The following is a 25112-nucleotide window of genomic DNA, read 5'->3' as shown; positions in this document are numbered from 1 at the left end:
GAGCATCTAAAGCATTTACTATATAAAACTCAACATATGAGCAATAACGATATTTTTAAAAAGTTGCGTGTAGCACTTGCACTAACTAATGATGACATTATTAAGATCATGGAATTAGTAAACTTTAAGATCACCAAGAGTGAATTGGGCTCGTTTTTTAGAAGTGATGATCATCCAAATTTTAAGCCTTGTGGCGATCAGATTCTTCGTAATTTTTTAAATGGACTCGTTATTTACAAACGTGGACCAAGACCGGTGAAATAAATTATATTTTTAGTCATCTTCGATATATTAACATTCTGCCGATATGTAAGCAATAAAAAATTGCAAATAAATTTTGCTAAAACGGTTTAAATGCCTTTATTTGAGTTATAGAATCAAATCAATTCTATTGTTAACCAAATAGACCTAAATAAATGAATACTAAAACCTCTAAACTTCCCTTTATTGGGGTCGACATAGGTGGCTCTCACATCACTGCAGCACACGTAGATTGCTCAACATATAAAGTTATTGATAGTTCTATGCAACGTTTACGCGTGGCATCAATGGACAGCGCTGAAGTAATTATCCAATCATGGGTAGATGCGCTTTCTTCACTAATTTTAAAATCTTCTGATGAGACGATAAGAATTGGAATAGCCATGCCCGGACCCTTTGATTATCAGGAAGGTATTTCTTTGATGAAAGGTATGCAGAAATATGATTCATTATATGGACTAAATATCCGCACCATTTTGTCTGAAAAATTAGGTATTCCAGGTGAGCATATTGTTTTTATAAATGATGCAGAAGCATTTTTAAGAGGTGAACTTGCATCAGGTGCTGCTTCAGATTTTGAAAGAGCAATAGGAATAACATTAGGCACAGGCCTTGGCTCAACAAGTAATTGCAATGGTCGGGTAACGGATATGAACTTAGCATTTGCTCCTTTTCAAGACAGTATTGCTGAAGAATACATATCAACCAGATGGTTCTTAAAACACTATAAAAAGCTAACCGGAAAAGAAGCGAAAAATGTTGAAGAATTGCTTGCTACGGCAGATGAGTCAGTAAAAGAACAATTATTTGAAGAATTTTCTACAAACCTGGCGGCTTTCTTAAATGATTTTATTGCGGATGAAAATCCACAGGTGTTGGTAATTGGTGGAAACATTGCCAAAACATGGGATCATTTTATTACTAAATTGCAGGAAAAATTAGTTAATAAAACCGTGGTAATAAAGCAAAGTGAAATGTGGGAAGACGCTGCTCTTGTTGGTGCTGCATGTACCTGGATAAGTAATTAGGAAATGAAAAAATGGAGTTTTCTCATCGGCATCTTTGTATTTTTAAGTGCTGAACCAGTTTTTGCAGCTAAGGTTGATACGGTATCGACATATAGCGCTGCAATGAAGAAAAATATTAAGGCTGTTGTAATTACTCCCGAGGGTTATAATGAAAGCAAGACGTATCCGGCAGTTTATTTACTGCACGGAGCAGGAGATGCGTATTCCGGTTGGGTAAATAAGGTGCCGGCAATTAAAGAATATGCAGATCATTATCAGATGATCATTGTATGCCCCGATGGAAATGTTACCAGTTGGTATTTTGATAGTCCTGAAGACCCTGCCTGGAAATATGAAACTTATGTAGCTACTGAACTGGTTAATTGGGTAGATCAAAGATACAAGACCATAAAAGATAGAAAAGGTCGTGCAATCACAGGTTTAAGTATGGGTGGCCATGGTGCACTATACTTAGCCTTTAAACATCAGGACATATTTGGAGCTGCGGGTAGTATGAGTGGTGGTGTAGACATTAAACCTTTCCCATTGAACTGGGATATAGCCAAGCGCCTTGGGCCTGAAGATAAGTATTCTGAACGCTGGAAAGCAAATTCTGTTATCGATCTAACCTATCTGCTAGTTCCTAACAAACTTGCTTTAATTATCGATTGCGGTTCTGAAGATTTCTTTTACAATGTGAACATCAAATTGCATGAAAAACTGCAATACAGTAACATACCGCATGATTTTACCATCAGGCCAGGATCTCATAACTGGGATTACTGGAAAAATGCGATCGGATTTCAACTGATGTTCTTCAATAATCAGTTCACAAAAAAATAATGCGTTTTTATAAATAACGAGTGAGATCTGCTGGAATTATTCCTATTTTAGAAGGACAAAACCGATAGTTACCCTTTATAAATAAGAACATGAATACAACAGATCGCAGAAGTTTTCTCAAAGATTTAGGAATGTTGTCTGCAGCTGCAGGACTTTCCTCTTTAATTCCGTTTGACGCACTGGCGCTCCCTAAAAAAGAATTTTTCAGTATATCTTTAGCTCAGTGGTCATTGCATAAATCATTGTTTGGCGGTAAGCTAACAAACCTTGAGTTCCCTATAAAAGCTAAAAAAGATTTCGGCATTGATATAGTTGAGTATGTAAGTCCATTTTTTAATAAAAAAGAAACTGATCCGGCGTACCTGAAGGAATTAAAAAGCATAACTCAAAATGAGGGAATTCAAAACCATCTGATCATGATAGACGGAGAAGGTGAATTGGGTAATCTTGATGAAAAAGCGCGTGCAAAGGCTATTGAAAATCACTATAAATGGGTGGATGCAGCCAAGGTGCTTGATTGTAAAACGATTCGGGTTAATGCCGCAGGAAATGGATCTGAACAAGATGTGAAAACTGCAGTGGTTGATGGTTTAGGCAGGCTTACTGAATATGGTAAGCAAAATAAAATCAATATTATAGTTGAAAATCATGGAGGGTACTCTTCTGATGGAAAATGGTTGTCGGATGTAATGAAACAGGTTAATAGTCCTTATTGTGGAACTTTACCTGATTTTGGTAATTTTAAGATAAGTGCAGATAGAATGTACGACATGTATCAGGGAGTAACTGATTTGGTTCCATTTGCAAAAGGAATTAGTGCGAAAACCTTTAATTTCAATGAAAAGGGTGATGAAAAAGATATCGACTACGATCGCATGTTTAAAATTATTAAGGATGCAAAATGGAGTGGTATTGTGGGAATTGAATATGAAGGTGATGGCTTGTCGGAAGATGAGGGAATTAAAAAAACGAAAGAGCTGTTGTTAAGAATACAAAAGCAATATAAATAAAACAAAACAGGCCGGTATTACCGGCCTGTTTTGTTAAAAGAGGATTATACTAACTTTTTGTACCTAATTCGATGAGGAGTTACATCGCCCAGGCGTTTTTTACGGTTTTCCTCGTAATCGCTGTAGTTACCTTCAAAGAAGTAAACTTGAGAGTTTCCTTCAAAGGCTAAAATGTGTGTACAGATACGGTCTAAGAACCAACGATCGTGACTGATTACAACTGCACAGCCACCAAAATTTTCCAACGCTTCTTCTAATGCACGTAAAGTATTTACGTCAATATCATTGGTTGGCTCATCCAGTAACAATACGTTTGCACCTTTCTTTAAAGTAATGGCTAAATGCACCCGGTTACGCTCTCCACCAGATAAAATGCCAACTTTCTTTTGCTGATCACCACCATTAAAGTTGAATTTAGAAACATATGCACGGCCATTTACCGCTTTGTTACCCAATTGGATATTATCTAAGCCATCAGTAATATTTTCATATACCGTTTTGGCAGGGTCAAGGTCATTGTGCATTTGATCTACATAACCAAGTGAAACAGTTTCTCCAACACGGAATGTTCCGGTATCAGGAGTTTCCTGTTGAGTAATTAGGCGGAACAATGTTGTTTTACCTGCACCATTCGGGCCAATAATACCTACTATACCGGCAGGTGGTAAAGAGAAACTCAGATTCTCAAATAACAATTTATCACCATAGGCTTTGGTAACATTGTTGGCCTCAATAACTACATTTCCTAATCTTGGACCAGGCGGAATAAACAATTCCAATTTGTCTTCTCTTTCTCTTGAATCTTCTGATGCCAGCTTGTCATAGTTTGATAGACGTGCTTTAGATTTAGCATGACGCGCTTTTGGTGCCATACGTACCCACTCAAGCTCTCTTTCAAGAGTTTTCTGACGTTTGCTCTCCGTTTTTTCTTCCTGTGCTAAACGTTTAGCCTTTTGATCTAACCATGATGAGTAGTTTCCTTTCCATGGAATACCTTCACCTCTGTCTAATTCAAGAATCCATCCGGCAACGTTATCAAGGAAATACCTATCGTGGGTTACTGCAATTACAGTTCCTTTGTATTCTTTTAAAAACTGCTCTAACCAGTCGATACTTTCAGCATCAAGGTGATTGGTAGGCTCATCTAGTAATAAAACATCTGGCTCCTGAAGGAGTAAACGACACATGGCCACACGTCTTCTCTCTCCACCCGATAGTACTGAAATTTTTGTATCCGGATCTGGACAACGAAGTGCATCCATTGCACGCTCTAGTTTGTTATCCAGCTCCCATGCATTTACGGCATCAATTTTATCCTGAAGCTCACCCTGCTTGGCCATTAGTTTGTCCATTGCATCAGCATCTTCATAAACTTCTGGTAGGCCAAACTGCTCATTGATAGACTCGTATTCTTTAAGGATGGCGGTAATTTCAGCTACACCCTCTTCAACAACCTCTCTAACTGTTTTGTTTTCATCCAGTTCCGGCTCCTGCGCAAGATAACCTACAGTGTAGCCCGGAGAGAAAACAACTTCGCCTTGAAAAGCTTTGTCAATACCAGCAATGATCTTCAAAACCGATGATTTTCCGGATCCATTTAGACCAATAACACCTATTTTTGCGCCATAAAAAAAGGAGAGGTATATGTTCTTTAAAACCTGTTTCTGAGGGGGGTAAATCTTATTTACCCCGGCCATTGAAAATATTATTTTCTCGTCTGACATCGATGTTTCTTGTTAGTATAGTTTTTAGTGAAAAAAGGACATATTGGCCCCTATTTAGAGCAAAGATAAGAAAACACCAGTCAAAGATTTTTTATATGTTTACATTAACCAGTTTTTTAGATCGCTAAATTCACCTATAGTAGTAAAATTAAGTAAATGAATTGTTTCAAAAAATACAGAAAACAGGCTGTCCCTTTCCTGGCTATGTTGTTGCTGCCTCTGATTGGCCTTTCTCAGAAAACAAGTATTCCCTCTAAAACATTTGATCTGCTGATTGGTACTTATACCCGAACTAATGAAAGCAAGGGTATATTGGTTTATCGATTTAATGATGAAAGTGGTAAAATGACCTATTTAAACCAGATCGACGGTGTAGAAAATCCTGCTTTTTTAACAATAAGCAATGATCTTAAGTTTGTTTATGCAGTTAATTCGAACAAAGTAGGAGAGGTAAGTTCATTTAAATTTGATCGTTCAACGGGTAAACTGGAATTTATCAATAAACAATCGTCTTCAGGCGTGGGGCCAGCCCATGTTACTATAGATCGGGATGGTAAAAATGTATTTGTGTCTAATTATGGGAGTGGTAGTTTAACTGTTTTGCCCATAAATGGCGATGGCTCTTTAGCGCAGGCATCGCAAAGTATACAAAATGAGGGAGGGAGCGCCAATAAATTAAGACAGGAGGGCCCGCATGTACATTCGGCTTTACTATCAAAGAACGAGAAAATTCTGTTCTATGCAGACCTTGGAACAGATAAGGTAAACATTTATAATTATGATAGGAGCAAAAAAAGTCCCTTAACGCCGGCTAAGCCTGCTTTTGAAAGTGTGCAGCCTGGTAATGGTCCTCGTCATATGGATTTCTCTCCTGATCAAAAATACCTGTACCTCGTGCAGGAAATGACGGCGGTTGTTAACGTATACAGCTTTAATAACGGTAAGCTAACCTTTTTACAAAGCGTTCATATGATGCCCGAAACATTTAATGAAAATAGTGCCGCAGATATACATGTATCGCCTGATGGTTTGTTTCTATATGCGTCGAATAGAGGGAATGCGAACAATATAGTGGCTTACGCTATCAACAAAAAGAATGGTCGGCTAACCTTTGTGGAACGATACGATGTTGATAAGACGCCAAGAAACTTTTTGATAACACCATCTGGAAATTTCATGCTGGTTGCAGCTCAAGATGCTAATAGTGTTACAGCTTATAAAATAAACAAGGCAACCGGAAAATTGACACTAACATCCAATAAAATAGAAGTAGGACAACCTGTGTGTTTAAAGTTGGTTCCGGTAGAATAAGAGGATAAGGTGGCCATTTTATTTGATCTGGCAAAAGTCTGCCATTTTGGTAGTTTTTTTATTGATAATATCCAGTTTTGACAGGTAATATAATTGCATAAAAATCATTACATTTATACGACAAAGTGATCTGGATCTGTTTAAAACAGATAAATAAGCGTTTCTGACCTATAGCTATATGTGGAAATATTGAAAATTAAGCGTAAATGAATTAGTCAAAGATTGGTAACATTTATGAAATTACGGCAGTTCCAACATCTAATTAATAGTCAATGGCGTAATTGTTGATAAAATAAAAAAATCAGGGATGCTTTTTATTAAACAATTTTTATAGTTTAGAGCATTCCGGATTTTAGAAAGGTATATATGGAAGCTAAATTTTCTCCACAAGTAAAAGACGTGATTTCTTTTAGCAGGGAAGAAGCCCTGAGATTAGGTCACGATTACATAGGCGCAGAACATCTTTTGTTAGGCCTTATTCGCGAAGGCGATGGTATGGCTATTAAGATATTGAAATCATTAGGAGTTGATACTTCAAAACTTCGCCGCTCAATTGAGGATTCCGTGAGAGGTACCTCAAGTGTAACAGTAAATCTGGGCAACATTCCTTTAACCAAACAAGCTGAAAAGGTTCTTAAGATAACATATCTGGAGGCAAAAATCTTTAAAAGCGATTTGATAGGAACTGAGCATTTATTGTTGTCTATCCTTCGTGATGATGACAATATTGCCTCGCAGATTTTATTACAATACAACGTTAATTACGAAATCTTTAAGCAGGAGGTTGAAGTGAATAAAAACGGATTCAAAGACGAAACTCAAAATAGTGCATCAACAGGCGGTGATGAAGATTACCGCGAGGAAGAGAGCTTTAGTAGCCCTAAAAAAGTTTCTGACATAAAATCTAAAACTCCGGTTTTGGATAATTTTGGAAGAGATTTAACAAAAGCTGCTGAGGAAGGAAGACTAGACCCAATTGTTGGTCGTGAAAAAGAAATTGAGCGTGTGTCTCAGATCTTATCTCGTCGTAAAAAAAACAATCCAATTTTAATTGGTGAGCCGGGTGTTGGTAAATCAGCTATCGCTGAAGGATTGGCCTTGAGAATTGTTCAACGCAAGGTATCAAGAGTTCTTTTCAACAAACGTGTAGTTACTTTAGACCTTGCTTCTTTAGTTGCAGGTACTAAATACCGTGGGCAGTTTGAAGAACGTATGAAAGCAGTGATGAACGAGCTTGAAAAATCTACTGATGTAATTTTGTTTATTGATGAGATTCATACAATTGTAGGCGCAGGTGGTGCTTCTGGTTCACTAGATGCATCGAATATGTTTAAACCTGCATTAGCCAGGGGCGAAATACAATGTATTGGTGCTACCACGCTTGATGAATACCGTCAGTATATAGAAAAAGATGGTGCATTGGACCGTCGTTTCCAAAAGGTAATGATTGAGCCTGCTACACCAGATGAAACTATCGAGATATTAAATCGTATTAAAGAAAAATACGAGGATCACCACGGCGTAACTTATACCGACGAAGCAATTAATGCTTGTGTGGCCTTAACATCAAGATACATTACTGATAGGTTTTTACCAGATAAAGCTATTGATGCTTTAGATGAGGCCGGTTCAAGAGTTCACTTAACGAACATTCATGTTCCAGAAAACATCATCGAAATTGAAAACAAGATCGAAGAGATCAAACTTGAAAAAAATAAAGTTGTAAAAAGTCAGAAATACGAAGAAGCAGCCAAATTAAGAGATACTGAAAAAAATCTTTTAGAGGAGTTGGATCGTGCTAAGGCTGAATGGGAGAATGAAACAAAAACTAAACGTTATACTGTTTCAGAAGATAACGTGGCTGAAGTTGTTTCTATGATGACTGGTATTCCGTTACAACGTGTTGGACAAACTGATAGCATTAAGCTATTGAATATGTATGAGACTGTTGGACAGAAAATTATCGGTCAGGATGATGCCATCAAAAAATTGACTAAGGCAATTCAACGTACCAGAGCCGGATTAAAAGATCCTAAAAAACCAATTGGTTCATTTATTTTCTTAGGCCCGACAGGTGTTGGTAAAACTGAATTAGCTAAGGAACTTGCCCGTTTTATGTTTGATAGTGATGATTCACTAATTCAAATTGATATGAGTGAGTACATGGAGAAATTTGCGGTATCACGTTTAGTGGGAGCGCCTCCAGGATATGTGGGTTATGAAGAAGGTGGTCAGTTAACTGAAAAAGTTAGACGTAAGCCTTATGCAGTAATTCTTTTGGATGAGATTGAAAAAGCTCACCCGGATGTATTCAATATCTTATTGCAGGTGCTTGATGAAGGACAGCTTACAGATAGTTTAGGTCGTAAAGTGGATTTTAGAAATACCATTATCATTATGACCTCTAACATTGGTGCCCGTCAGCTAAAAGATTTCGGACAAGGAGTAGGTTTCTCTACTTCAGCTAAAGTAAACCAGGTTGACGCGCATTCAAGAGGCGTTATTGAAACTGCTTTGAAACGTGCATTTGCTCCTGAGTTTCTTAACCGTGTTGATGATGTGGTTGTTTTCAATTCTTTAGGAAAAGAGGAAATATTCAAAATCATTGATATAGAATTGAAATCATTATTTGGTCGCGTACATAATTTAGGTTACGAAGTTAAATTAACAGAGAAAGCGAAAGAGTTTATTGCTGATAAAGGTTTTGATTCTGCCTTTGGAGCCAGACCTCTTAAACGCGCAATACAAAAATATCTTGAAGATCCAATCGCTGAAGAAATCCTTAAAGGAGATATTCATGATGGAGACATTTTGGAAATCGATTATGATAAAGAAGGAGATGTTATTGTTGTAGAAAATAAAAGTCCGGGTAAGAAAAAGAAAAAAGAAGAGGGAAGCGTAGAATAAACTACCACCTGTGACTATGAAACGCCTGTTAGATGAACATCTGACAGGCGTTTTTTTTTGTGCTAATTTCCATTTTATAAGGTTAGCTTAGTGTTTAGATTACACATTTTATGAAATTATATGGGTGCAGATTTTGGTTTATCAATTATTGCCTCTATTTTAGAGAAGAAATAGGTTAGGTTAAAATATTTGTTGTATCAAAATTTTATAAATGAAAGTGAAATTATCATTGTTAGTGCCCTTAGCATTTCTTGCTGTTCAAACTACTCTTGCACAAGAGAAACCCGAATCTTATAAACAACAATTGGAAGGCACAAAGTTGTCGTTCGATATGGTTGCTATTCCCGGTGGTGAATTTATGATGGGAAGTAAAAAGGGGAATGCTGATGAACAGCCGGTTCACAAAGTGAAAATTGCCCCGTTTTGGATGAGTACCTACGAAGTGATCTGGGATAATTACGAGCCATTTTTGTATAAGGATTACGAAGCAGCACATAGTACTGCTCCAATTCCAAAAAATGTTGATGCAATAACAAGACCTACCAAACCGTATCTGGATATGACTTTCGGAATGGGTAAAGAGGGGCAGCCTGCACTAGCTATGACTCATTATAATGCTATTCAGTATTGTAAATGGCTTTATGCCAGGACAGGAGTCTTTTACAGGCTTCCTACTGAAGCTGAATGGGAATACGCCTGCCGCGCAGGTTCTGTTACCGAATATTCTTTTGGAAACGACGGTTCAAAATTAGGTGATTATGCCTGGTTTAACGGAAACAGTGATGGTAAAACTCATGTTGTTGGTCAGAAAAAACCAAATGCGTGGGGATTATATGATATGTATGGAAATGTTGCAGAGTGGACTTATGATCAATATCTGCCAGATTTTTATGCATCAATAAAAGGTGATAAGGTAAATGATCCTGTTGCTGTTCCAGAAAAATTATATCCAAATGCGGTAAGAGGTGGTGCATATAATGATGAACCTAAAGATGCTCGTTCGGCATCCCGACTAGCATCAGACCCGAGCTGGAAACAGCTGGATCCTCAGATTCCAAAAAGTAATTGGTGGTTTCCTGAAGCTCCTTTTGTTGGAATGAGGTTAGTTAGGCCCGTAACACCTCCATCAAAAGAAGAGATAGATGCTTATTATAGCAAGGCACCTATTAAAGATTACTAATAGAACCAAACATACTAAGAACCATATATAAACCTAAAGTACAATGAACAATGAAGAACTGCGCGACAAACGCCGCGAATTTTTAAAAACTTCGGCTCTAGTTGCCGGAGGTGTTATGTTAAATGGAGTTGCCTTTGCTAACGGTGGAGCGCAATCATCTGTAGATGACACCATCAAAATTGCATTAATTGGTTGCGGCGGTCGTGGTACCGGTGCTGCTTTTCAGGCATTAAGTACTAAGCAAAACCTAAAATTGGTGGCTATGGCTGATGCTTTTAGCGATAGATTAGAAAGTGCATACAAAGAGATTTCTGAAAAATTTGGAGCAAAAGTTGATGTTCCTCAAGAACGTAGATTTGTAGGTTTTGATGCTTATAAAAAAGCAATTGCCCTGGCCGATGTTGTTTTGTTAGCAACTCCTCCAGGATTCAGACCTAGTCACTTTGAAGAGGCAGTTAACCAGAGCAAGCACATATTTATGGAAAAACCAGTGGCTGTTGACTCGCCAGGTATCCGTAAAGTTTTAGCAGCTGCCGAAATTGCGAAAACTAAGAAATTAAATGTTGTTGTTGGCCTACAACGTAGATATCAAAATAACTATAGAGATGTTATTAAACGCATTCAGGATGGGGCTATAGGTGATATCACCGGTGGTCAGGTATATTGGAACAGCGGTGGTGTTTGGGTAAAACCACGCGAAGCCAGCCAAACTGAAATGGAATACCAAATGCGTAACTGGTACTATTTTAACTGGTTATGTGGTGATCATATAGTGGAGCAACATGTACACAATATTGATATTGCAAACTGGGTTAAAGATGCATATCCGGTTTCTGTTCAGGGTACCGGTAGCCGTGCTTGGAGAACTGGAAAAGATTATGGTGAGATCTATGATAACCACTCTGTAGAATTAGCTTATGCAGATGGTTCTGTAATTAACAGTCAGTGTCGCCACTTTGAAGGTATTGATAACCGTGTTGATGAAAGTTTCCATGGAACTAAAGGTCGTGTTTTCTTATCTGCAGGTAATGAAGGAAGATTATATGACACTAAAAATAAATTGATCTATAGTTACAGTTCAAAAATAAACCCTAATCCTTATCAAACTGAGCATGATGAGCTTTTTGCCGCTATTGCTAAGGGCGAATATAAATTCTGGGATGCAGAACGCGGTGCAAAAAGCTGTATGACGGCCATTATTGGTCGTTATGCAACCTATTCTGGAAAAACAATTAAATGGGACGATGCTTTAAAAGCAGAGAACAGTTTATTTCCTGATGAGTTGAGCTGGACTGCAAAACCTAAATTATTACCTGATGTTAATGGATTGTACCCAATTCCTACACCAGGGCAAACTAAGGTGATATAAACGTTACTAACGTAATGTTTTTTATAAATAAAGCTTTTATTTTATTGCTGCTGTCGCAAATTTTTCTTCTTTTTAAGAAGGAAGATCTGCGACAGTATGCTATACATGGTTATGCTCAGGGAACTGATTATTCCATTAAGTATTTTGCTCGGGATAGCATTGTAACTAAGGGTAATGTAGATAGCATTCTTATGGTTATAGATTCATCTATGTCGCTATACAAATCATATTCTTTGATCAATAAGTTTAATGCTTCTTCTAAAGGGGGCGTTTTAGATCCACATTTTGCTAAAGTAATGGCAAAATCTTTTGAAGTTTATAAAGCTACTAAAGGAAAATTTGACGTAACTGTTGAACCTCTTGTACAGGCATGGGGCTTTGGTTCAAAGCCAATAGATAAATTCCCCGATAGTGCTCAGGTAAAGGAATTACTGAAGTGCGTAGGCATGAATAACCTGAGTTTAAAAGGTAATTTCCTTAAAAAACAAAAGCCTTGTATAAATGTAGATCTTAATGGAATTGCCCAGGGATACAGTGTTGATGTAGTGGCTGATTATTTAATTAATAAAGGAATCACATCCTTTGTAGTAGAAATAGGCGGTGAACTAAGGATAAAAGGACCGAAACCTGATGGGGCATCAATGAGTATCGGGATTGAGGGACCTGCGGACTCACCAAATGCCGAACCTGAAGTGAGGCATGTTATCAGTGTTAATAATGGAGCAATAACCACTGCTGGTAATTATCGGAAATATTTACGAAGAGGCTCCAGGAAGGTTGCACACCTAATTGATCCTAAAACGGGTTATCCTTTAGATAATACATTGATTAGTGTGACAATTTATGCAAGGGACGCTATCACTGCCGATGGATATGATAGCCCTATAATGGCTATGAATGTTAATGAAGCACTTTATTTTGCAACCAAAAAAAATATGGAAGCGTATATTATCTATCACCGCAAGGACGGAAGTATTGCCGATACATTAACGGCAGGATTTAAAAAAATGATAATAAACTAATTCACTATTAAAAAAGTACCTAACCAAAAACCAAAAATATGAACAGAATAGAATTTTTAAAAAATAGCTTTGTTGCCACTGGTGCGCTTGTGGCGGGGTCTTCAATAAATGGACTTGCTGCGGACAAAACTACTATGAGGCAAGGCTCAGCTTTGGCTGGTAAAACTTTTAATCTAGATTATGCTCCCCATCAGGGAATGTTTAAGAATAATGCTGGCGATAGCTTTCTGGATCAGATTAGATTTATGCATGATCAGGGTTTTCGTTCTATTGAGGACAATGGCTATTTAGGAAGATCAGTTGATGAACAAACAAAAATAGGAGACCTGCTTGCCAAATTGGGTATGAGAATGGGGGTTTTTGTTGTTGATGGAGGGGATAATTGGAAAACATCATTAACAACGGGTAAAAAAGAATTTAAAGATAAATTCGTAGAGACCTGTAAAAAGTCTGTAGAAGCTGCAAAAAGATGTAATGCAAAATGGTTAACAGTTGTTCCGGGATTTTACGAACGCAAATTACCTTATGGAAATCAATTTGCAAATGTTATTGATGCGATGAGGGCTGGTGCCGAAATTTTTGAACCTCATGGTTTAATAATGGTATTAGAGACTTTAAGTGATACCCCTGAATTATTTTTACAACAAACGCATGAGACCTATGCTGTTTGTAAGGCAGTGCAGAGCCCTTCATGTAAAATTCTTTATGACATTTATCATATGCAAAAAACAGAAGGGCAGTTAATAGTTAACATTGATAGATGCTGGGATGAGATTGCCTACATTCAAATAGGTGATAATCCTGGAAGAAATGAACCAACAACCGGTGAGATTAACTACAAGAACTTATTCAAACACCTTTATGAAAAAGGGTATAAAGGCGTTATGGGTATGGAACACGGCAATTCAAAGCCAGGAAAAGAAGGTGAACTCAGAGTAATACAGGCATATAGAGAAGAAGATAACTTTCTTTCTTAGCGTTTTAAAATAGATCGAGTTGAGCTTTGGGGATTTTAAACAAACCGGGGTTCAACTCAATCTTTTTCTCGTTTAGGTGGTTCAGCCGACAATGAAGTTTAAAGTTATCTCTAATTAACTGAGCGATATTGCCATCGCCTCTCATTCTATCTCCAAATCTGCTATCGTTTACATTTCCACCGTGACAGGACTGAATCATATGCCACACCTTCTCAAAGCGGTCAGGATAGTTTTTGCGCAACCAGTCTTCAAATATCCCTCCAATCGCGCCATTAAGTCGTACCACAGTATAACCCGCTGATATTGCTCCACAATTGGCAATCGTTTTTAGGATAATCGGAATTTCATGATCACTTAGACCTGGAACGAGCGGAGCAACCATAACGCCCATAGGAATGCCGGCTTTGCTTAGCTCTTCCACTATTTTTAATCGTTGTTTGGCAGTAGTTGTTCTCGGTTCCATTTTTGAACGGAGCTTTTCATTTAAGCTATTAATCGAAACATATACCATGCACAAATTAAGTTTAGCCATTTCCTGCAGAATATCCAGGTCACGAAGTATGAGCGCATTTTTTGTGATCATCCCAATGGGTTGTTTATAATCCAAAGCAATTTCTAAAAGCTGACGCGTTATTTTGAAGCGTCTTTCTGCGGGTTGATAGCAGTCCGTATTGCCAGATAATGAGATAGTAGATGCATCCCATCCTTTGCGCTCCAGGAACTTTTTGAACAGAACAGGGGCGTCCGTTTTTACTATGATTTTGCGTTCAAAATCTAATCCGGCACTAAATCCCCAGTATTCATGCGCGTTTCGTGCATAGCAATAGGTGCAACCGTGTTCACATCCCTGATAAGGGTTTAGAGAGTAGAGCATACCTACATCAGGACTATCTACTTTGTTTACAATAGATTTTGATTTGCCAAAAATGAAAGTGGTCTTTTGATCCTCTTCTTCCCATTCGTCAATTCCTTCATCATGTTCCTTTACATAATCATTTTTAGCAAAGCGATTATGAGGGTTAAACTGAGCTCCTCTTCCTTTATGGTAATTGTCCGGTGTTTCTTTGTCTAATATCATTAATTAAAATTACTAAAAATATTAGTATTATTAAAAAGAAGTTGTTCACTTTTTTGAGGGGGATGTAATCTTTATTTGCGCTTTAGAGGTATGTAGTCCATAGGTACCATATCCGCTATTTTCTCATAAGCCCAATAGCCTTCGTATAAAAAGGATCTCGAATCGTGAATACCCCCGTTCTCATAGAATCGGACTGGTCCGTTCATCAAATTGGCTACAGAGATTTCATAATTCGGCAAATCCAATGGTCGGAAAATCCAAAATCCGGTTTTGGAATAAGCTAAGGATTCCTTTTCCTTTGTGTATATCACACAAAGTGCATCAGTATAGTCGAGTAGCTTTAAATTCTGGTTGTAATAGTGAACCAGCGTGTCTGGAAGCACTTCTGTACGGTCAAGTTTATCAAGATATTTAGGCATATCTTGCTGCTTTTGCCAAAAATTAACTTGTGCTGTGTCTATTTTAGCAGCGGTTTTAAAGATACCAGTCTTTGGCGGAATGGTTCTCAGTTTGGTTAATTTCTCATTTATTACCTTATCAGGGTAACGGTTAGGATTAGGAACTTTAATCATTTTGTTAATGATGAAGCCTTCTTCTTTAGTTTTGTTTTGATAAAGAGATTTAAAGAAGTGTTGAGAAGAACCATAATATGCAATTTCGCGATTTATAGTATATTTTTTTCTTCGTGATGATGAAGCCCTTAGTTCTTCAAAAAATGGATGTCCGGAATAATAAATTATGCGTGTTCTGGAATTGTACTCAAAATTATCCAGCATATATTTTAAGCGATATCCTAAAGCTTTATTTTCAACTATTAAAAACTCATCTGTTTTTACAGTAAGCAAGCTTTTGCTGACATCATAATCAATATTAAGGACCTGAGGGTTTAGTATTTTACACTGGGCAGCATTTGGCGATTTACCAATAAAGAACTCTTTAAACTGTTCAATGTATTTGGCCCTGTTAGGATCTGCACGAATTACTACTTCATTTAACTGAACTGTATTCTCTTTAAGGGTTAGTTCTACCTCTACTGATTTATCGGAAATGACAACATTTTTGGAATAGGGCAGATACCCTACCATTTGAACAAGGATATCGTAATTTCCTGGTTGCAGGTTGTTTATTTTAAAGCGGCCATTGTTATCGGCTGCCGTAGCTATTTTATAGCCACTAATGTAAATGCCTGCACCAGGTAAAGTTTCTTTCTGATCTCTGACAACACCACTAATTGAATATGAATTTTGTGCACAAACAGTAATAGAAAAACATATTAGGGAAATGGCTAATGATAGTCGACGGATCATAATTATAAACTAACGGGTTATTCTTCTAATCCCATTTTCTGCATAACGATATCGCTAACGCCTGTTGATGAATACCCTCCATCATGGAAAAGGTTCTGCATGGTAACCATGCGGGTTAAGTCAGAAAAAAGAGTAACACAGTAATCTGCACACGATTCAGCATCGGCATTGCCCAATGGAGCTATGGCATTTGCATAATCATAGAAGTCGCCAAAGCCTTTAATTCCTGCTCCGGCAGTGGTTTTAGTTGGCGATTGAGAAACTGTATTGATACGAACTTTTTTCTCCAGGCCGTAATGATAGCCAAAACTGCGGGCAATTGATTCAAGCATTGCTTTAATATCTGCCATGTCTGTGTAGAACGGATAGGTTCGTTGAGCTGCCATATAGGTTAGAGCCACAACACTGCCACCTTCATTTATCGCATCAAGTTTTTTGGCTACAGCAAGCATTTTGTGAAATGAGAGTGCAGAAACATCTATGCCTTTTTGATAATAGTCGTAGTTTAGTTCAGTGTAAGGGATTTTTTTACGGATGTTTACACTCATGCCAATTGAATGCAGCATAAAGTCTATTTTACCGCCTAATATTTCTTGTGACTGGGTAAACAGGTTTGTAAGCTCATCTACACTGGTTGCATCAGCAGGAATAATCTGAGAACCTGTCTTTTTTGCCAAAGCATTAATCTCACCCATTCTCATGGCAATGGGAGCATTGGTTAAAACAAATTCAGCACCTTCTTCATGTGCTTTTTCAGCAACTTTCCATGCTATTGAATTTTGATCTAATGCTCCAGTAATGATACCACGTTTACCTTTTAGTAAGTTATACATATCTTTTTATTTTGGTTCTTCTTATGATTTATCGAAAGTAATAAAAATCTAAAAGATATGTGTGGCGGTTATTGTTAAAGATTAGTTAAAACCAAGCAGCTCCTGAGCATTCTTGAGCGCCGATGCACCAGGGTCTTTACCACTAAGCATTTCAGCAATTGCCTTTATTCTATCTTCAGGATTTAATTTTCTAATACCTGTTGTGGTACGCTCAGTCTCTTCATTTTTATAAACAAAATAATGAGCATCACCTTTTGCTGCAATTTGAGGTAGGTGAGTAATGCATATTACCTGCATATTCCGTTCCAGATCTCCAATTACATTACCTACCCGAACGGCTGTCTCTCCTGAAATACCTGTGTCGATTTCGTCAAATATTAAGGTAGGTAATGAGGTATGCTTGGCCATGATCGACTTAATAGCCAGCATCAGTCTGGATAGCTCTCCTCCGGAGGCAACTTTACCTACAGGAGCAGGCGCCTGTCCGCTATTGGCAGAGAATAGTAAGGTGATATTGTCTTTTCCGTCCTTATTCAATTCAGGAAGTACATTCTGTTCAATTTTAATTTTAGCATTAGGCATGCCAACCTGATTAAGCACCTTAGCTACCTGATCTTCTGTATTGGTTATAGATTTGCTTCTATTTGCCGATAGTTCGGTTGCTTTGCGCTCCAGATCTTCCTTCATCAAGGCTATTTCTTTTGCAAGTCGTTCAATCTCTTCATCTCCGCTTAATAGCTCACTTAGATTTTGTGATAATTGCGCTTCAATAGCCAGCAATTCTTCAATAGAATTTACCCTGTGTTTTTGCTGGAGATTATAAATGATGTCTAAACGTGCATTAATTTCCTCAATTCTGGAAGGGTTAAAAATTATTCCTTCTTCAAATGCTACAGTTTCCTGAGCAATGTCTTTAATTTCTATAAGTGAAGACCTTAGGCGTTCGTTTAAAGTAGCATAGTCAGGATTAAATTTCTCAATGCTTTGCAGCTGATTGATAACCTCTTTTAATAGAGGTAACACAGCTGTTTCCTGTTCGCTCAGTATATTCTGACTATTTAAAAGGCTTCTTTTGATGCTTTCAGCATTGCTAAGCATTTGTAATTCAGTTTCAAGCTGTTCCTGCTCACCGGACTTTAAGGCTGCGGTTTCCAATTCATTGAAAAGGAACTGTTCGTAGTCTTGTCTACTGCGGGCTTCGGCAGCGGCTTCCTGTAAGGTGGATAATTGTTGCTGCGCTTTTTTATAAACTTTATATTGCTCACGGTATTGGGCTAACAAAGATTGATGATTTGCCAAAGTATCTACCACTAGCAGCTGAAAGCCAGGGTCGTTTACTTCTAGTGTAGCATGCTGAGAGTGTATGTCAATGAGTTTCTCGCCAACTTGCTTCATTACAATAAGGGTAACGGGAGTATCGTTAATAAAGGCTCTTGACTTTCCATCTGTGGATATTTCCCTCCTTAAAATACTTTCGTTATAAAAGTCAATATCGTTTTCTTCGAAAAGAGATTGCAATGAAGTGTCGCTCAGCAGAAATTGCCCCTCGATAATACATTTTTTATCCTGATTAAAGAAATACTTAGTTTCGGCACGCTGGCCCAATATAAGGGAAAGTGCGCCAAGCATGATAGACTTACCGGCACCTGTTTCGCCAGTGATGATATTTAAACCTTTGTTAAGTTCCAAATCAACACTATCTATTAAAGCATAGTTACGAATAGAAAGTTTTTGTAGCATATTACGCTGCTAAATTATGAAAACTTAATCAATGGATGTTTATTCTTGCAAACAAAAAAAAGCAGAAGATTTCTCTTCTGCCCTCAATCTAATTTTATTGTGTGATTTAATAATTCGTATGATCTGTGTTTGATCAATTCAGGTCTATATCTGTTTTAATTCCTTTTTTCTTTTTAATGCTATCAATTCCATTGTCAAATTTTCTTTTCAGCTCTTTATACTCAGGTGAGTTTTGTAGCTCTTTCATCTCCTCAATATGTTTTTTAAATTCAGGAGAATTTATCTTTTCACGCATCAGATCAATGTTTTTCTTCATCTCTGCCTGTTGTTTTTTCCACTCATCAGAATTAAACTTTTTGCTCATTTCTACAGCATTTTTCTGAATATCGGCTTGTTGCTTTTTCCATTCTGGCGAATCAAATTTCTTGCGCATATCCTGAGCAATTTTAAATGCCATTTCTTGCTGTTGTTTGAACTCTTTTGAGTTTATATGATTGCTCATTTCAATGGCTTTTTGCTGAATCTCTGCCTGTTGTTTTTTCCATTCAGGAGAAGTGAAATGCTTAGCCATTTCTGCAGCATTTTTTTTAACGTCTTTTATCTGTTGTTGAAATTCAGGCGATTTTATATAGGCCATGCTTACTTTTGTTACCGAGTCAAGATTAAACTTGTAATCGAACTTAAAATCATTCATAAATGATTCATTAACTACTTCCTGTCTTAAACTATCAGGCATTTCTTTAAGCGAGTTATATTCTTTTTTATTTCCTTTAGCATCAACGGTAACAATTTTGAACTTGTTTTTTTTCTTTGTGGTATCTGTTTTTACAAGGTCATTATCGCAGTCCTCGTTAGCAACCGGTGCTAATAGTGTCTGCATTTTTGATTTTATAGCTATTCCTTCAATATCAACTTTTTTGCTATGTTGGTCGGCCTTATTTATAGCAGGAGCTTTTTTTGCAGGACTAATCCAGGCTAAGGATATTATGGTAGCTATTGTTAAGGTTATGGCCAAAATCTGCTGTTTGGCATTCATATAATTGGTTTTCATGTCCGTAATTCTTTTAATGCGTTGATACAAATGTTGATCTTTTCCAGTTGCTGCCATTGAAAGGGCAGGAGTGGTTTTGTTTTTTAATATTTCAAGTTTTAAAAGTGCATGTGCATAGGTTAGTGGGCTGCCAGTAAATTTTAAAACAAGATCGTCACAAGCATGTTCACGTTCTATATTGATCAGTCGGCCGCCCAGCCATACAAATGGGTTAAAGAAGAGTATGGTTTCAATACCGGTTTTTATTAAATTTAATAGATAATCGTTTCTTCGTATATGCGAAAGCTCATGAATTAATATTGCTTCAACTTGTTTTATATCAAGCTGAGATGCCAAAGCAATTGGAAATAATACCACTGGTTTTAAATAACCGATAACTAGTGGAACGTTTACTCTGGAAGATAAGTAGAATTCAATATTTTGGCGAAGATTTAATTTACTCACCATAGTTTCAAAAATTGGAAGCCATGAAGCAGGAACAGAAGTACGATCAGCCCATTTTAAATCTAGTAATTTCTTATAGCCTATACCCAGGATGAACAGCTGAAACAATATGCCAATACTATAAATGCTAACCAGATAAGGGAAAAAGTTCTCTGTTATGCTACTCATATTCTGAGGTAAGTGAAGAAGGTATTCTGATTGCTGTACATTGGAAATTTGATTAGATGCAATCGCAACACTATTTACCGGAAGTTTAAACAGGGTAAAGAATGTAATACAGAACCCCAGAAATATAAGGCACAATGCTCCATAGGCCATATTGTGCTTAATTTTTGCATCTATTTTAGGAAATGCACTTGTAACAGCTACCAATATGCCATAAATGATGGCGCCTTGCCATAGAGAGTGGAAGATGCTCCATCCGGTAGCTTTAATCAGGTTGTTTACTATTGCTTCCATGCGTTTATATTTGGTTCTTTAGGTTTATTACTTACTTAATTCATCAAGATATTTTTTTATCGAATCAATTTCATCTTTGCTTGCGGTGTGGTTTCCAAGCGCTTGCATTACTAATCTCGCCGCCGATCCATTAAAAACATTATCGATCATTTTATTTACCAGGTGCTGTTCTGTTTTTTGCTGATTGAGAAGTGCAGTATAAATATGGGTTTTAGAAGAGGTGTCGCGTTTAACAAGTCCTTTCTCGTGCATAATCTGCATTAGTTTAAGCGTAGTGGTATAACCAGAGTCTTTGCTTTTCTCCAAAATCTGATGAACGTCTCTAACCGTACAATTACCCTTTTCCCACAATATCTGTAAGATCTCTAGTTCGCTTTCTGTAGGCTTAAGGTTTATTGATGTTGCCATATTTTGTTTATACGAATTGTTTCGTATTCAAATGTACGAATGTATTCGTATAAAAAAAATATTTCTAACATTTTTTTTAATTGTTTTTAAGACCTTGATTAAGAGGGGCAATTGCCTGATTGAGCGTTTCGTATTTATTGATGTTGGCAGGATCAATTTGCACAAGCAGGTTGTATGCTTTTATACGATCAGAGGCATCTCCGGTAGGAATAGAAAAGACATTTACAACCTCATCTGCTTTCGTAGAAAAGTAGAAGTTTGGAAAAATAGAACCTAATTTCTGTTTGTCCATTTGCTTTAATCCACTAAGCAGGGTTATCATTTTTTTTACTCCACGGCCGGTATTTTCTTGCAAGCGATCAAGCCCATTAAAATGATAGTCGTAAATAAATACTCTAAGTTCTTCAAAGGTTTTATTAAGTAGATTTTCATTTAGCCAGTAGCGGTTACGTAACCCATCAAAGGCTTTCCAGCCTTTATTGCCAGATACCTGAGCGTTGTTTAGAATGGTAGAGGCCCTCTTATAGAAAGGAGTGCCGCCAAGGTGACTAAAACTATCTTTATCTAAGCCAATAATGGTATAGGCGTAGTAACTTAGTAGAGAGCTAAGATTGGAAATATAAGTTTGATCGGAGAAATCTAATGACTGACCTTCAGCATAGTTGAAATCGAAATCTTTATCACTTAGATTAAGCAGCGTACTATTATAGGCTGATGCGTAAACCGGTCTGCTAGATTGAAGCTGTGCCTCCGCTTTATAGGCAGCACTGCCATCCCAGTCAGTTATAGTGATTACAAAATTGCATTCAATACGCTCCTGTGGGCTGTAATTTTCGTTAGTCCACTTATTATTATTTAAGAACTCCCTTATGGTAGTTTCAAGAACTTCCAGGTTTCTTCTGTCCATATTAGGGATAGTAGGAGCCTGCACCTGAACTCTTGCATTTAATTCCTGAGCATTAACAAAGGTCTGGCAAATAAAAAGGAAAAGTAAGATAAGTAAGTAGCGTTTTTTCATGCTTAAACAAGCTTTAAAATTTCATTGCAAATGTCTTTGGCAACCTCAGTTTTTGATTTCATTTCAAAAACTGTCTTCTCAAATGCTTTATTAAAGATAGTTATTTTATTGGTATCCATCTTAAAACCTGCGCCTTTGTCATTTAAGGAATTAAGGATAATGAGATCAAGATTTTTCCTCGTAAGTTTGTCCTTTGCATGTTCTTCCTCATTTTCAGTTTCTAAAGCAAAGCCAACAAGTATTTGATTTTCTGTCTTCAGTCTGCCTAAAGTAGCCAGAATATCTTCAGTCTTTTTTAACTCCAGGTTGAACTCGCCGCTGGTTTTTTTTATTTTCTGACTAGCTGTAGTTACTGGTGTATAATCAGCAACGGCAGCACTCATTACCATAATTTGTACGTTAGGGAACTCTTTTTGACATGCAGTTAGCATTTGAGCAGCACTTACAACATCTATTCTTTTGAGCTGTTGTGAGCTCTTTTCAGCTGTTGGTCCTGTAATTAATGTTACTTCAGCACCTAAACGAGAAAACTGGTCTGCAATAGTAAACCCCATTTTGCCGGAAGAATGGTTTCCTATAAAGCGTACAGGATCTATAGCTTCATAAGTAGGTCCTGCTGTTACAAGGACTTTTTTTCCTAGTAATGGAAGGTCTTCACTTATTGTTTCCAATAGAAATGAAACGATTTCCTCAGGTTCAGCCATTCTTCCTTCACCATATAGGCCGCTTGCTAATTCCCCTTTCCCGGGAGAAATGAGGAGATTGCCGTATGACAATAGTTTATCTATATTGGTTTGAGTGGCTTCATGCTTCCACATATCCAGATCCATTGCCGGTGCAACTAAAACAGGGCACTTTGCCGAAAGGTAAACTGCAGTTAGTAGGTTGTCGCACAGGCCGGTAGCCATTTTTGCTAATGTATTTGCACTTGCCGGTGCAACGAGCATGTAATCGGCCCAGAGGCCTAATTCTACATGATTACTCCAAACTCCGGTTTCTTCTTCAAAGTATTGGGTGTAAACAGGATGTTTTGATAGTGTTGCGAGCGTGAGCGGAGTGATGAAGTTTGCCGCATCTGCAGTGAGAATTACTTTGACGTTTGCGCCAGCCTTTACCAGTAGCCTTACCAGGGTTGCTGATTTGTATGCTGCAATGCTGCCGCAAACGCCTAGAATAATATTTTTATCTTTTAGCATGGTTTTAATGCATTGATGCAGTTTAATACCTATGCGCGATATTATTGTTGCTCTTTAGCAGGATTTCTGTAATAAATTTTGTCGTTCAGAAATTCGTCAATAGCAATTAATGAAGGTTTTGGTAAACGCTCATAGTGCTTGCTGATCTCAATTTGCTCCCTGTTCTCAAAAATCTCTTCAAGATTATCATTAGAAGATGCAAACTCAGCTAATTTGCCGTGAAGCTCTTCTTTCATGTTATTAGAAATCTGATTAGCCCTTTTAGAAATAATTACTAAAGACTCATAGATGTTTCCGGTTTTTTGATCCAGATCATTAACATTTCTAGTAACCGTAGTATTTGGTATTGCGGGTTTATTCGTACTCATTATCTGTTGGGGGTTTTAATTGTATTAATTGCAGAACTATCTCTTTTAGATTCTTTCGTTAATTGAGATTTATATTTTTCATAATTAGCAAGGCGTTCAGCTATAAAGCGTTTAGCACTTTCTATTCCAGATTCACTATCTTTCTTTAAGGCATTTGCTTCCTTTAAGTATTTACTTTCAGGGTGCGCTTCTGCAAATTCATTGGCATAAGTAATTGCTTCTGAGAAACGATCTTCCTGACGATCCTCAATGCTATTTTTAGCAAAAGCGTACTGTGATTTGATCATTAACAAATCCATTTCCTCTGAATATTTAATATCGGGATAATCGATTTGTGCATTTTTTAGTGCAATAACAGCGGCCCTGTAGTTAGATGCTTCACCACCATTACCACCTATTTCATAATACATTTTTGCATTTGCATATGCTTTGTCTTCAAGTTTAGTACGCAGAATACCGATGTATTTTGCTGCCTCTACAGCACGTTCGCTTTTTGGATAGAAGTTAATAAAGAGCTGTAATGCATCAATAGCTTTATAGGTATTTTCCTGATCTAAGCTGGGTCTTGGAGAGTCCAGATAATAGCAGTAGGCGCTCATATATCTACACTCTTCCGCGTATTTACTAGTTGGATAGCTATCTGCAAATGATTTGAATTGATATCTTGCAGTTGTGTAATCTCTTAGTTTAAAGAGAGTTAGTGCGTAGTAGTAATTCAATTCCTCGGCTTCAGCTCTTCCCCTGTATTTTTGAGACAAGTCTTCGAATAAGATCAATGCCTTAGAATAATTCTTTTTGTTATATAGCCGCATGGCCTCCTGGTACTTTTTTGCAACGTCGTTGCTCAGTCTGATCTTCTCAAACTGACTTTTACAACCAGCAATAGTAAGGGCTATAATGGTGAAACTTAATAATAATACGTGTTTAATTTTAAACATTCTGCAAAGATAAGTTAATAATACGATACCGTCAATTAAAAATAATAGGACGCTAAGCTATGTAAAGGCATTCATCCTGTCAAGTGCTTAACATAATTTAACGTTTTCATTTTTATAAGCCATAGACATATACTTTAGCACCTCGTCATTTATGTCTTCTTTGTAATATATTCGAAGGTGGTGGTTGTAGTCATCACTCCCCGGAACAAGCTTTATTTTTCGAAAACACATATTGTCTTCATATGGTTGTTTAAATGGAAATACAACATCAATAAAGTTTTTGCCAAACTGTATAACGTAAGCGAAGTTGATGCGGGATGAGAAAGCTATCATTGTTTTGGTAGCATGGAATTTCACCTCGCCTAATTGTTGGTAACATGAAACAAAGTGATTGAAAAGATCAATCGAGGAAGATGATTTTCCTTGAAGGAATGCTGACAATGATTTGTTGTTATCCATAATAGCATATTGTATTGGTGCCAATCTATAAAGATAATTCATTTTTCGTTTAGGTGGTTCTGATTTTTCTTGCTTGATTATTGCTTATTGGGGTACATTTTAGGAGTTGCTGTATATTTTTCAACGACTTTGAAATGATTCTGAACGACCTTTTGTCGTTTGTAAGACTTTCTGATGTGAGGTGACAGGCGATGGTGTATTG

General features: G+C 37.2%; 22 protein-coding genes. 10 read left to right on the top strand and 12 right to left on the bottom strand.

The annotated features are described in order from the left end of the window. Positions 1 to 36 precede the first annotated feature (36 nt). From AC6CH7_RS20415 to AC6CH7_RS20400, 4 genes are all read left to right on the top strand, one after another. Entirely contained in the window at positions 37 to 264 is a 228-nt protein-coding gene (locus AC6CH7_RS20415) for a DUF1456 family protein (protein WP_498264481.1), read from the top strand. Positions 265 to 416: 152 nt separating this feature from the next. Continuing rightward, positions 417 to 1289, top strand: a complete 873-nt coding sequence (locus AC6CH7_RS20410) for an ROK family protein (protein ID WP_498264480.1) — start codon at positions 417 to 419, stop codon at positions 1287 to 1289. 3 nt (positions 1290 to 1292) lie between these two features. Beyond that, on the top strand, positions 1293 to 2111 hold the full coding sequence (locus tag AC6CH7_RS20405) for an alpha/beta hydrolase (protein WP_498264479.1): 819 nt from the start codon (positions 1293 to 1295) through the stop codon (positions 2109 to 2111). A gap of 89 nt (positions 2112 to 2200) precedes the next feature. Continuing rightward, complete coding sequence (locus AC6CH7_RS20400) at positions 2201 to 3121, top strand: TIM barrel protein (RefSeq protein ID WP_498264478.1); 921 nt, start codon at positions 2201 to 2203, stop codon at positions 3119 to 3121. 44 nt (positions 3122 to 3165) lie between these two features. On the opposite strand, the gene ettA is transcribed toward AC6CH7_RS20400, so the two are convergent. Further along, positions 3166 to 4845: an energy-dependent translational throttle protein EttA gene (gene ettA / locus AC6CH7_RS20395; RefSeq protein ID WP_498264477.1), complete on the bottom strand. Its 1680-nt coding sequence runs from the start codon at positions 4843 to 4845 to the stop codon at positions 3166 to 3168. A gap of 156 nt (positions 4846 to 5001) precedes the next feature. Here ettA and AC6CH7_RS20390 point away from each other — a divergent pair, with 156 nt between their 5' ends. The 6 genes from AC6CH7_RS20390 (at position 5002) to AC6CH7_RS20365 (ending at position 13611) form a co-directional block, all read left to right on the top strand. Continuing rightward, on the top strand, positions 5002 to 6156 hold the full coding sequence (locus AC6CH7_RS20390) for a lactonase family protein (RefSeq protein WP_498264476.1): 1155 nt from the start codon (positions 5002 to 5004) through the stop codon (positions 6154 to 6156). A 366-nt stretch (positions 6157 to 6522) separates the two neighbouring features. Further along, positions 6523 to 9063 carry an ATP-dependent Clp protease ATP-binding subunit gene (locus tag AC6CH7_RS20385; RefSeq protein WP_498264475.1) on the top strand — a complete coding sequence of 847 codons (2541 nt, stop codon included), beginning with the start codon at positions 6523 to 6525 and terminating at the stop codon, positions 9061 to 9063. 211 nt (positions 9064 to 9274) lie between these two features. Beyond that, positions 9275 to 10243, top strand: coding sequence for a formylglycine-generating enzyme family protein (locus tag AC6CH7_RS20380; protein ID WP_498264474.1), 969 nt, complete (start codon positions 9275 to 9277; stop codon positions 10241 to 10243). Positions 10244 to 10286: 43 nt separating this feature from the next. Beyond that, positions 10287 to 11612 (top strand): Gfo/Idh/MocA family protein, encoded by a 1326-nt coding sequence (locus AC6CH7_RS20375; RefSeq protein ID WP_498264473.1) that lies wholly within the window; start codon positions 10287 to 10289, stop codon positions 11610 to 11612. A 14-nt stretch (positions 11613 to 11626) separates the two neighbouring features. Then, the gene (locus AC6CH7_RS20370) at positions 11627 to 12634 is read left to right on the top strand and encodes an FAD:protein FMN transferase (RefSeq protein ID WP_498264472.1); all 1008 of its coding nucleotides are present in this window, start codon (positions 11627 to 11629) and stop codon (positions 12632 to 12634) included. Positions 12635 to 12672: 38 nt separating this feature from the next. After that, positions 12673 to 13611 (top strand): hydroxypyruvate isomerase family protein, encoded by a 939-nt coding sequence (locus AC6CH7_RS20365; protein WP_498264471.1) that lies wholly within the window; start codon positions 12673 to 12675, stop codon positions 13609 to 13611. Between the two features lie 4 nt (positions 13612 to 13615). Here the strand turns inward: AC6CH7_RS20365 and AC6CH7_RS20360 are convergent, their stop codons facing one another. The 11 genes from AC6CH7_RS20360 to AC6CH7_RS20310 all read right to left on the bottom strand — a co-directional run bounded on the left by AC6CH7_RS20360 (position 13616) and on the right by AC6CH7_RS20310 (position 24952). Continuing rightward, positions 13616 to 14689: a PA0069 family radical SAM protein gene (locus tag AC6CH7_RS20360; protein ID WP_498264470.1), complete on the bottom strand. Its 1074-nt coding sequence runs from the start codon at positions 14687 to 14689 to the stop codon at positions 13616 to 13618. 71 nt (positions 14690 to 14760) lie between these two features. Then, on the bottom strand, positions 14761 to 15996 hold the full coding sequence (locus tag AC6CH7_RS20355; RefSeq protein ID WP_498264469.1) for a carboxypeptidase-like regulatory domain-containing protein: 1236 nt from the start codon (positions 15994 to 15996) through the stop codon (positions 14761 to 14763). Between the two features lie 17 nt (positions 15997 to 16013). Beyond that, positions 16014 to 16829: an enoyl-ACP reductase FabI gene (locus AC6CH7_RS20350; RefSeq protein WP_498264468.1), complete on the bottom strand. Its 816-nt coding sequence runs from the start codon at positions 16827 to 16829 to the stop codon at positions 16014 to 16016. Between the two features lie 81 nt (positions 16830 to 16910). Next, positions 16911 to 18569, bottom strand: a complete 1659-nt coding sequence (gene recN / locus AC6CH7_RS20345) for a DNA repair protein RecN (protein WP_498264467.1) — start codon at positions 18567 to 18569, stop codon at positions 16911 to 16913. A gap of 133 nt (positions 18570 to 18702) precedes the next feature. Beyond that, a complete protein-coding gene (locus tag AC6CH7_RS20340; RefSeq protein ID WP_498264466.1) occupies positions 18703 to 20523 on the bottom strand; it encodes a M56 family metallopeptidase in 1821 nt (606 codons plus the stop codon). Positions 20524 to 20550: 27 nt separating this feature from the next. Next, complete coding sequence (locus tag AC6CH7_RS20335; protein ID WP_498264465.1) at positions 20551 to 20931, bottom strand: BlaI/MecI/CopY family transcriptional regulator; 381 nt, start codon at positions 20929 to 20931, stop codon at positions 20551 to 20553. Positions 20932 to 21007: 76 nt separating this feature from the next. After that, positions 21008 to 21949, bottom strand: a complete 942-nt coding sequence (porD, locus tag AC6CH7_RS20330; RefSeq protein WP_498264464.1) for a type IX secretion system protein PorD — start codon at positions 21947 to 21949, stop codon at positions 21008 to 21010. Positions 21950 to 21951: 2 nt separating this feature from the next. Beyond that, a complete protein-coding gene (gene coaBC, locus AC6CH7_RS20325; RefSeq protein ID WP_498264463.1) occupies positions 21952 to 23145 on the bottom strand; it encodes a bifunctional phosphopantothenoylcysteine decarboxylase/phosphopantothenate--cysteine ligase CoaBC in 1194 nt (397 codons plus the stop codon). A 41-nt stretch (positions 23146 to 23186) separates the two neighbouring features. Further along, positions 23187 to 23513, bottom strand: a complete 327-nt coding sequence (locus AC6CH7_RS20320) for a DNA-directed RNA polymerase subunit omega (RefSeq protein WP_172661099.1) — start codon at positions 23511 to 23513, stop codon at positions 23187 to 23189. Further along, positions 23513 to 24451, bottom strand: coding sequence for an outer membrane protein assembly factor BamD (locus AC6CH7_RS20315; RefSeq protein WP_498264462.1), 939 nt, complete (start codon positions 24449 to 24451; stop codon positions 23513 to 23515). The genes AC6CH7_RS20320 and AC6CH7_RS20315 overlap by 1 nt, the downstream gene beginning before the upstream one ends. Positions 24452 to 24538: 87 nt before the next feature. Further along, positions 24539 to 24952, bottom strand: coding sequence for a DUF5655 domain-containing protein (locus AC6CH7_RS20310; protein ID WP_498264461.1), 414 nt, complete (start codon positions 24950 to 24952; stop codon positions 24539 to 24541). Positions 24953 to 25112 lie beyond the last annotated feature (160 nt).

It is taken from the genome of Pedobacter sp. GQ55 (genome assembly GCF_059758925.1).
Note: the sequence above shows the minus strand (reverse complement) of the source record. Positions and strands in the feature narration are given on the sequence as shown.

Coding starts and splice junctions, on each gene's coding strand:
- AC6CH7_RS20415 (WP_498264481.1), top strand. CDS start 37: ATGAGCAATAACGATATTTTTAAAAAGTTGCGTGTAGCACTTGCACTA.
- AC6CH7_RS20410 (WP_498264480.1), top strand. CDS start 417: ATGAATACTAAAACCTCTAAACTTCCCTTTATTGGGGTCGACATAGGT.
- AC6CH7_RS20405 (WP_498264479.1), top strand. CDS start 1,293: ATGAAAAAATGGAGTTTTCTCATCGGCATCTTTGTATTTTTAAGTGCT.
- AC6CH7_RS20400 (WP_498264478.1), top strand. CDS start 2,201: ATGAATACAACAGATCGCAGAAGTTTTCTCAAAGATTTAGGAATGTTG.
- ettA (WP_498264477.1), bottom strand. CDS start 4,845: ATGTCAGACGAGAAAATAATATTTTCAATGGCCGGGGTAAATAAGATT.
- AC6CH7_RS20390 (WP_498264476.1), top strand. CDS start 5,002: ATGAATTGTTTCAAAAAATACAGAAAACAGGCTGTCCCTTTCCTGGCT.
- AC6CH7_RS20385 (WP_498264475.1), top strand. CDS start 6,523: ATGGAAGCTAAATTTTCTCCACAAGTAAAAGACGTGATTTCTTTTAGC.
- AC6CH7_RS20380 (WP_498264474.1), top strand. CDS start 9,275: ATGAAAGTGAAATTATCATTGTTAGTGCCCTTAGCATTTCTTGCTGTT.
- AC6CH7_RS20375 (WP_498264473.1), top strand. CDS start 10,287: ATGAACAATGAAGAACTGCGCGACAAACGCCGCGAATTTTTAAAAACT.
- AC6CH7_RS20370 (WP_498264472.1), top strand. CDS start 11,627: ATGTTTTTTATAAATAAAGCTTTTATTTTATTGCTGCTGTCGCAAATT.
- AC6CH7_RS20365 (WP_498264471.1), top strand. CDS start 12,673: ATGAACAGAATAGAATTTTTAAAAAATAGCTTTGTTGCCACTGGTGCG.
- AC6CH7_RS20360 (WP_498264470.1), bottom strand. CDS start 14,689: ATGATATTAGACAAAGAAACACCGGACAATTACCATAAAGGAAGAGGA.
- AC6CH7_RS20355 (WP_498264469.1), bottom strand. CDS start 15,996: ATGATCCGTCGACTATCATTAGCCATTTCCCTAATATGTTTTTCTATT.
- AC6CH7_RS20350 (WP_498264468.1), bottom strand. CDS start 16,829: ATGTATAACTTACTAAAAGGTAAACGTGGTATCATTACTGGAGCATTA.
- recN (WP_498264467.1), bottom strand. CDS start 18,569: ATGCTACAAAAACTTTCTATTCGTAACTATGCTTTAATAGATAGTGTT.
- AC6CH7_RS20340 (WP_498264466.1), bottom strand. CDS start 20,523: ATGGAAGCAATAGTAAACAACCTGATTAAAGCTACCGGATGGAGCATC.
- AC6CH7_RS20335 (WP_498264465.1), bottom strand. CDS start 20,931: ATGGCAACATCAATAAACCTTAAGCCTACAGAAAGCGAACTAGAGATC.
- porD (WP_498264464.1), bottom strand. CDS start 21,949: ATGAAAAAACGCTACTTACTTATCTTACTTTTCCTTTTTATTTGCCAG.
- coaBC (WP_498264463.1), bottom strand. CDS start 23,145: ATGCTAAAAGATAAAAATATTATTCTAGGCGTTTGCGGCAGCATTGCA.
- AC6CH7_RS20320 (WP_172661099.1), bottom strand. CDS start 23,513: ATGAGTACGAATAAACCCGCAATACCAAATACTACGGTTACTAGAAAT.
- AC6CH7_RS20315 (WP_498264462.1), bottom strand. CDS start 24,451: ATGTTTAAAATTAAACACGTATTATTATTAAGTTTCACCATTATAGCC.
- AC6CH7_RS20310 (WP_498264461.1), bottom strand. CDS start 24,952: ATGAATTATCTTTATAGATTGGCACCAATACAATATGCTATTATGGAT.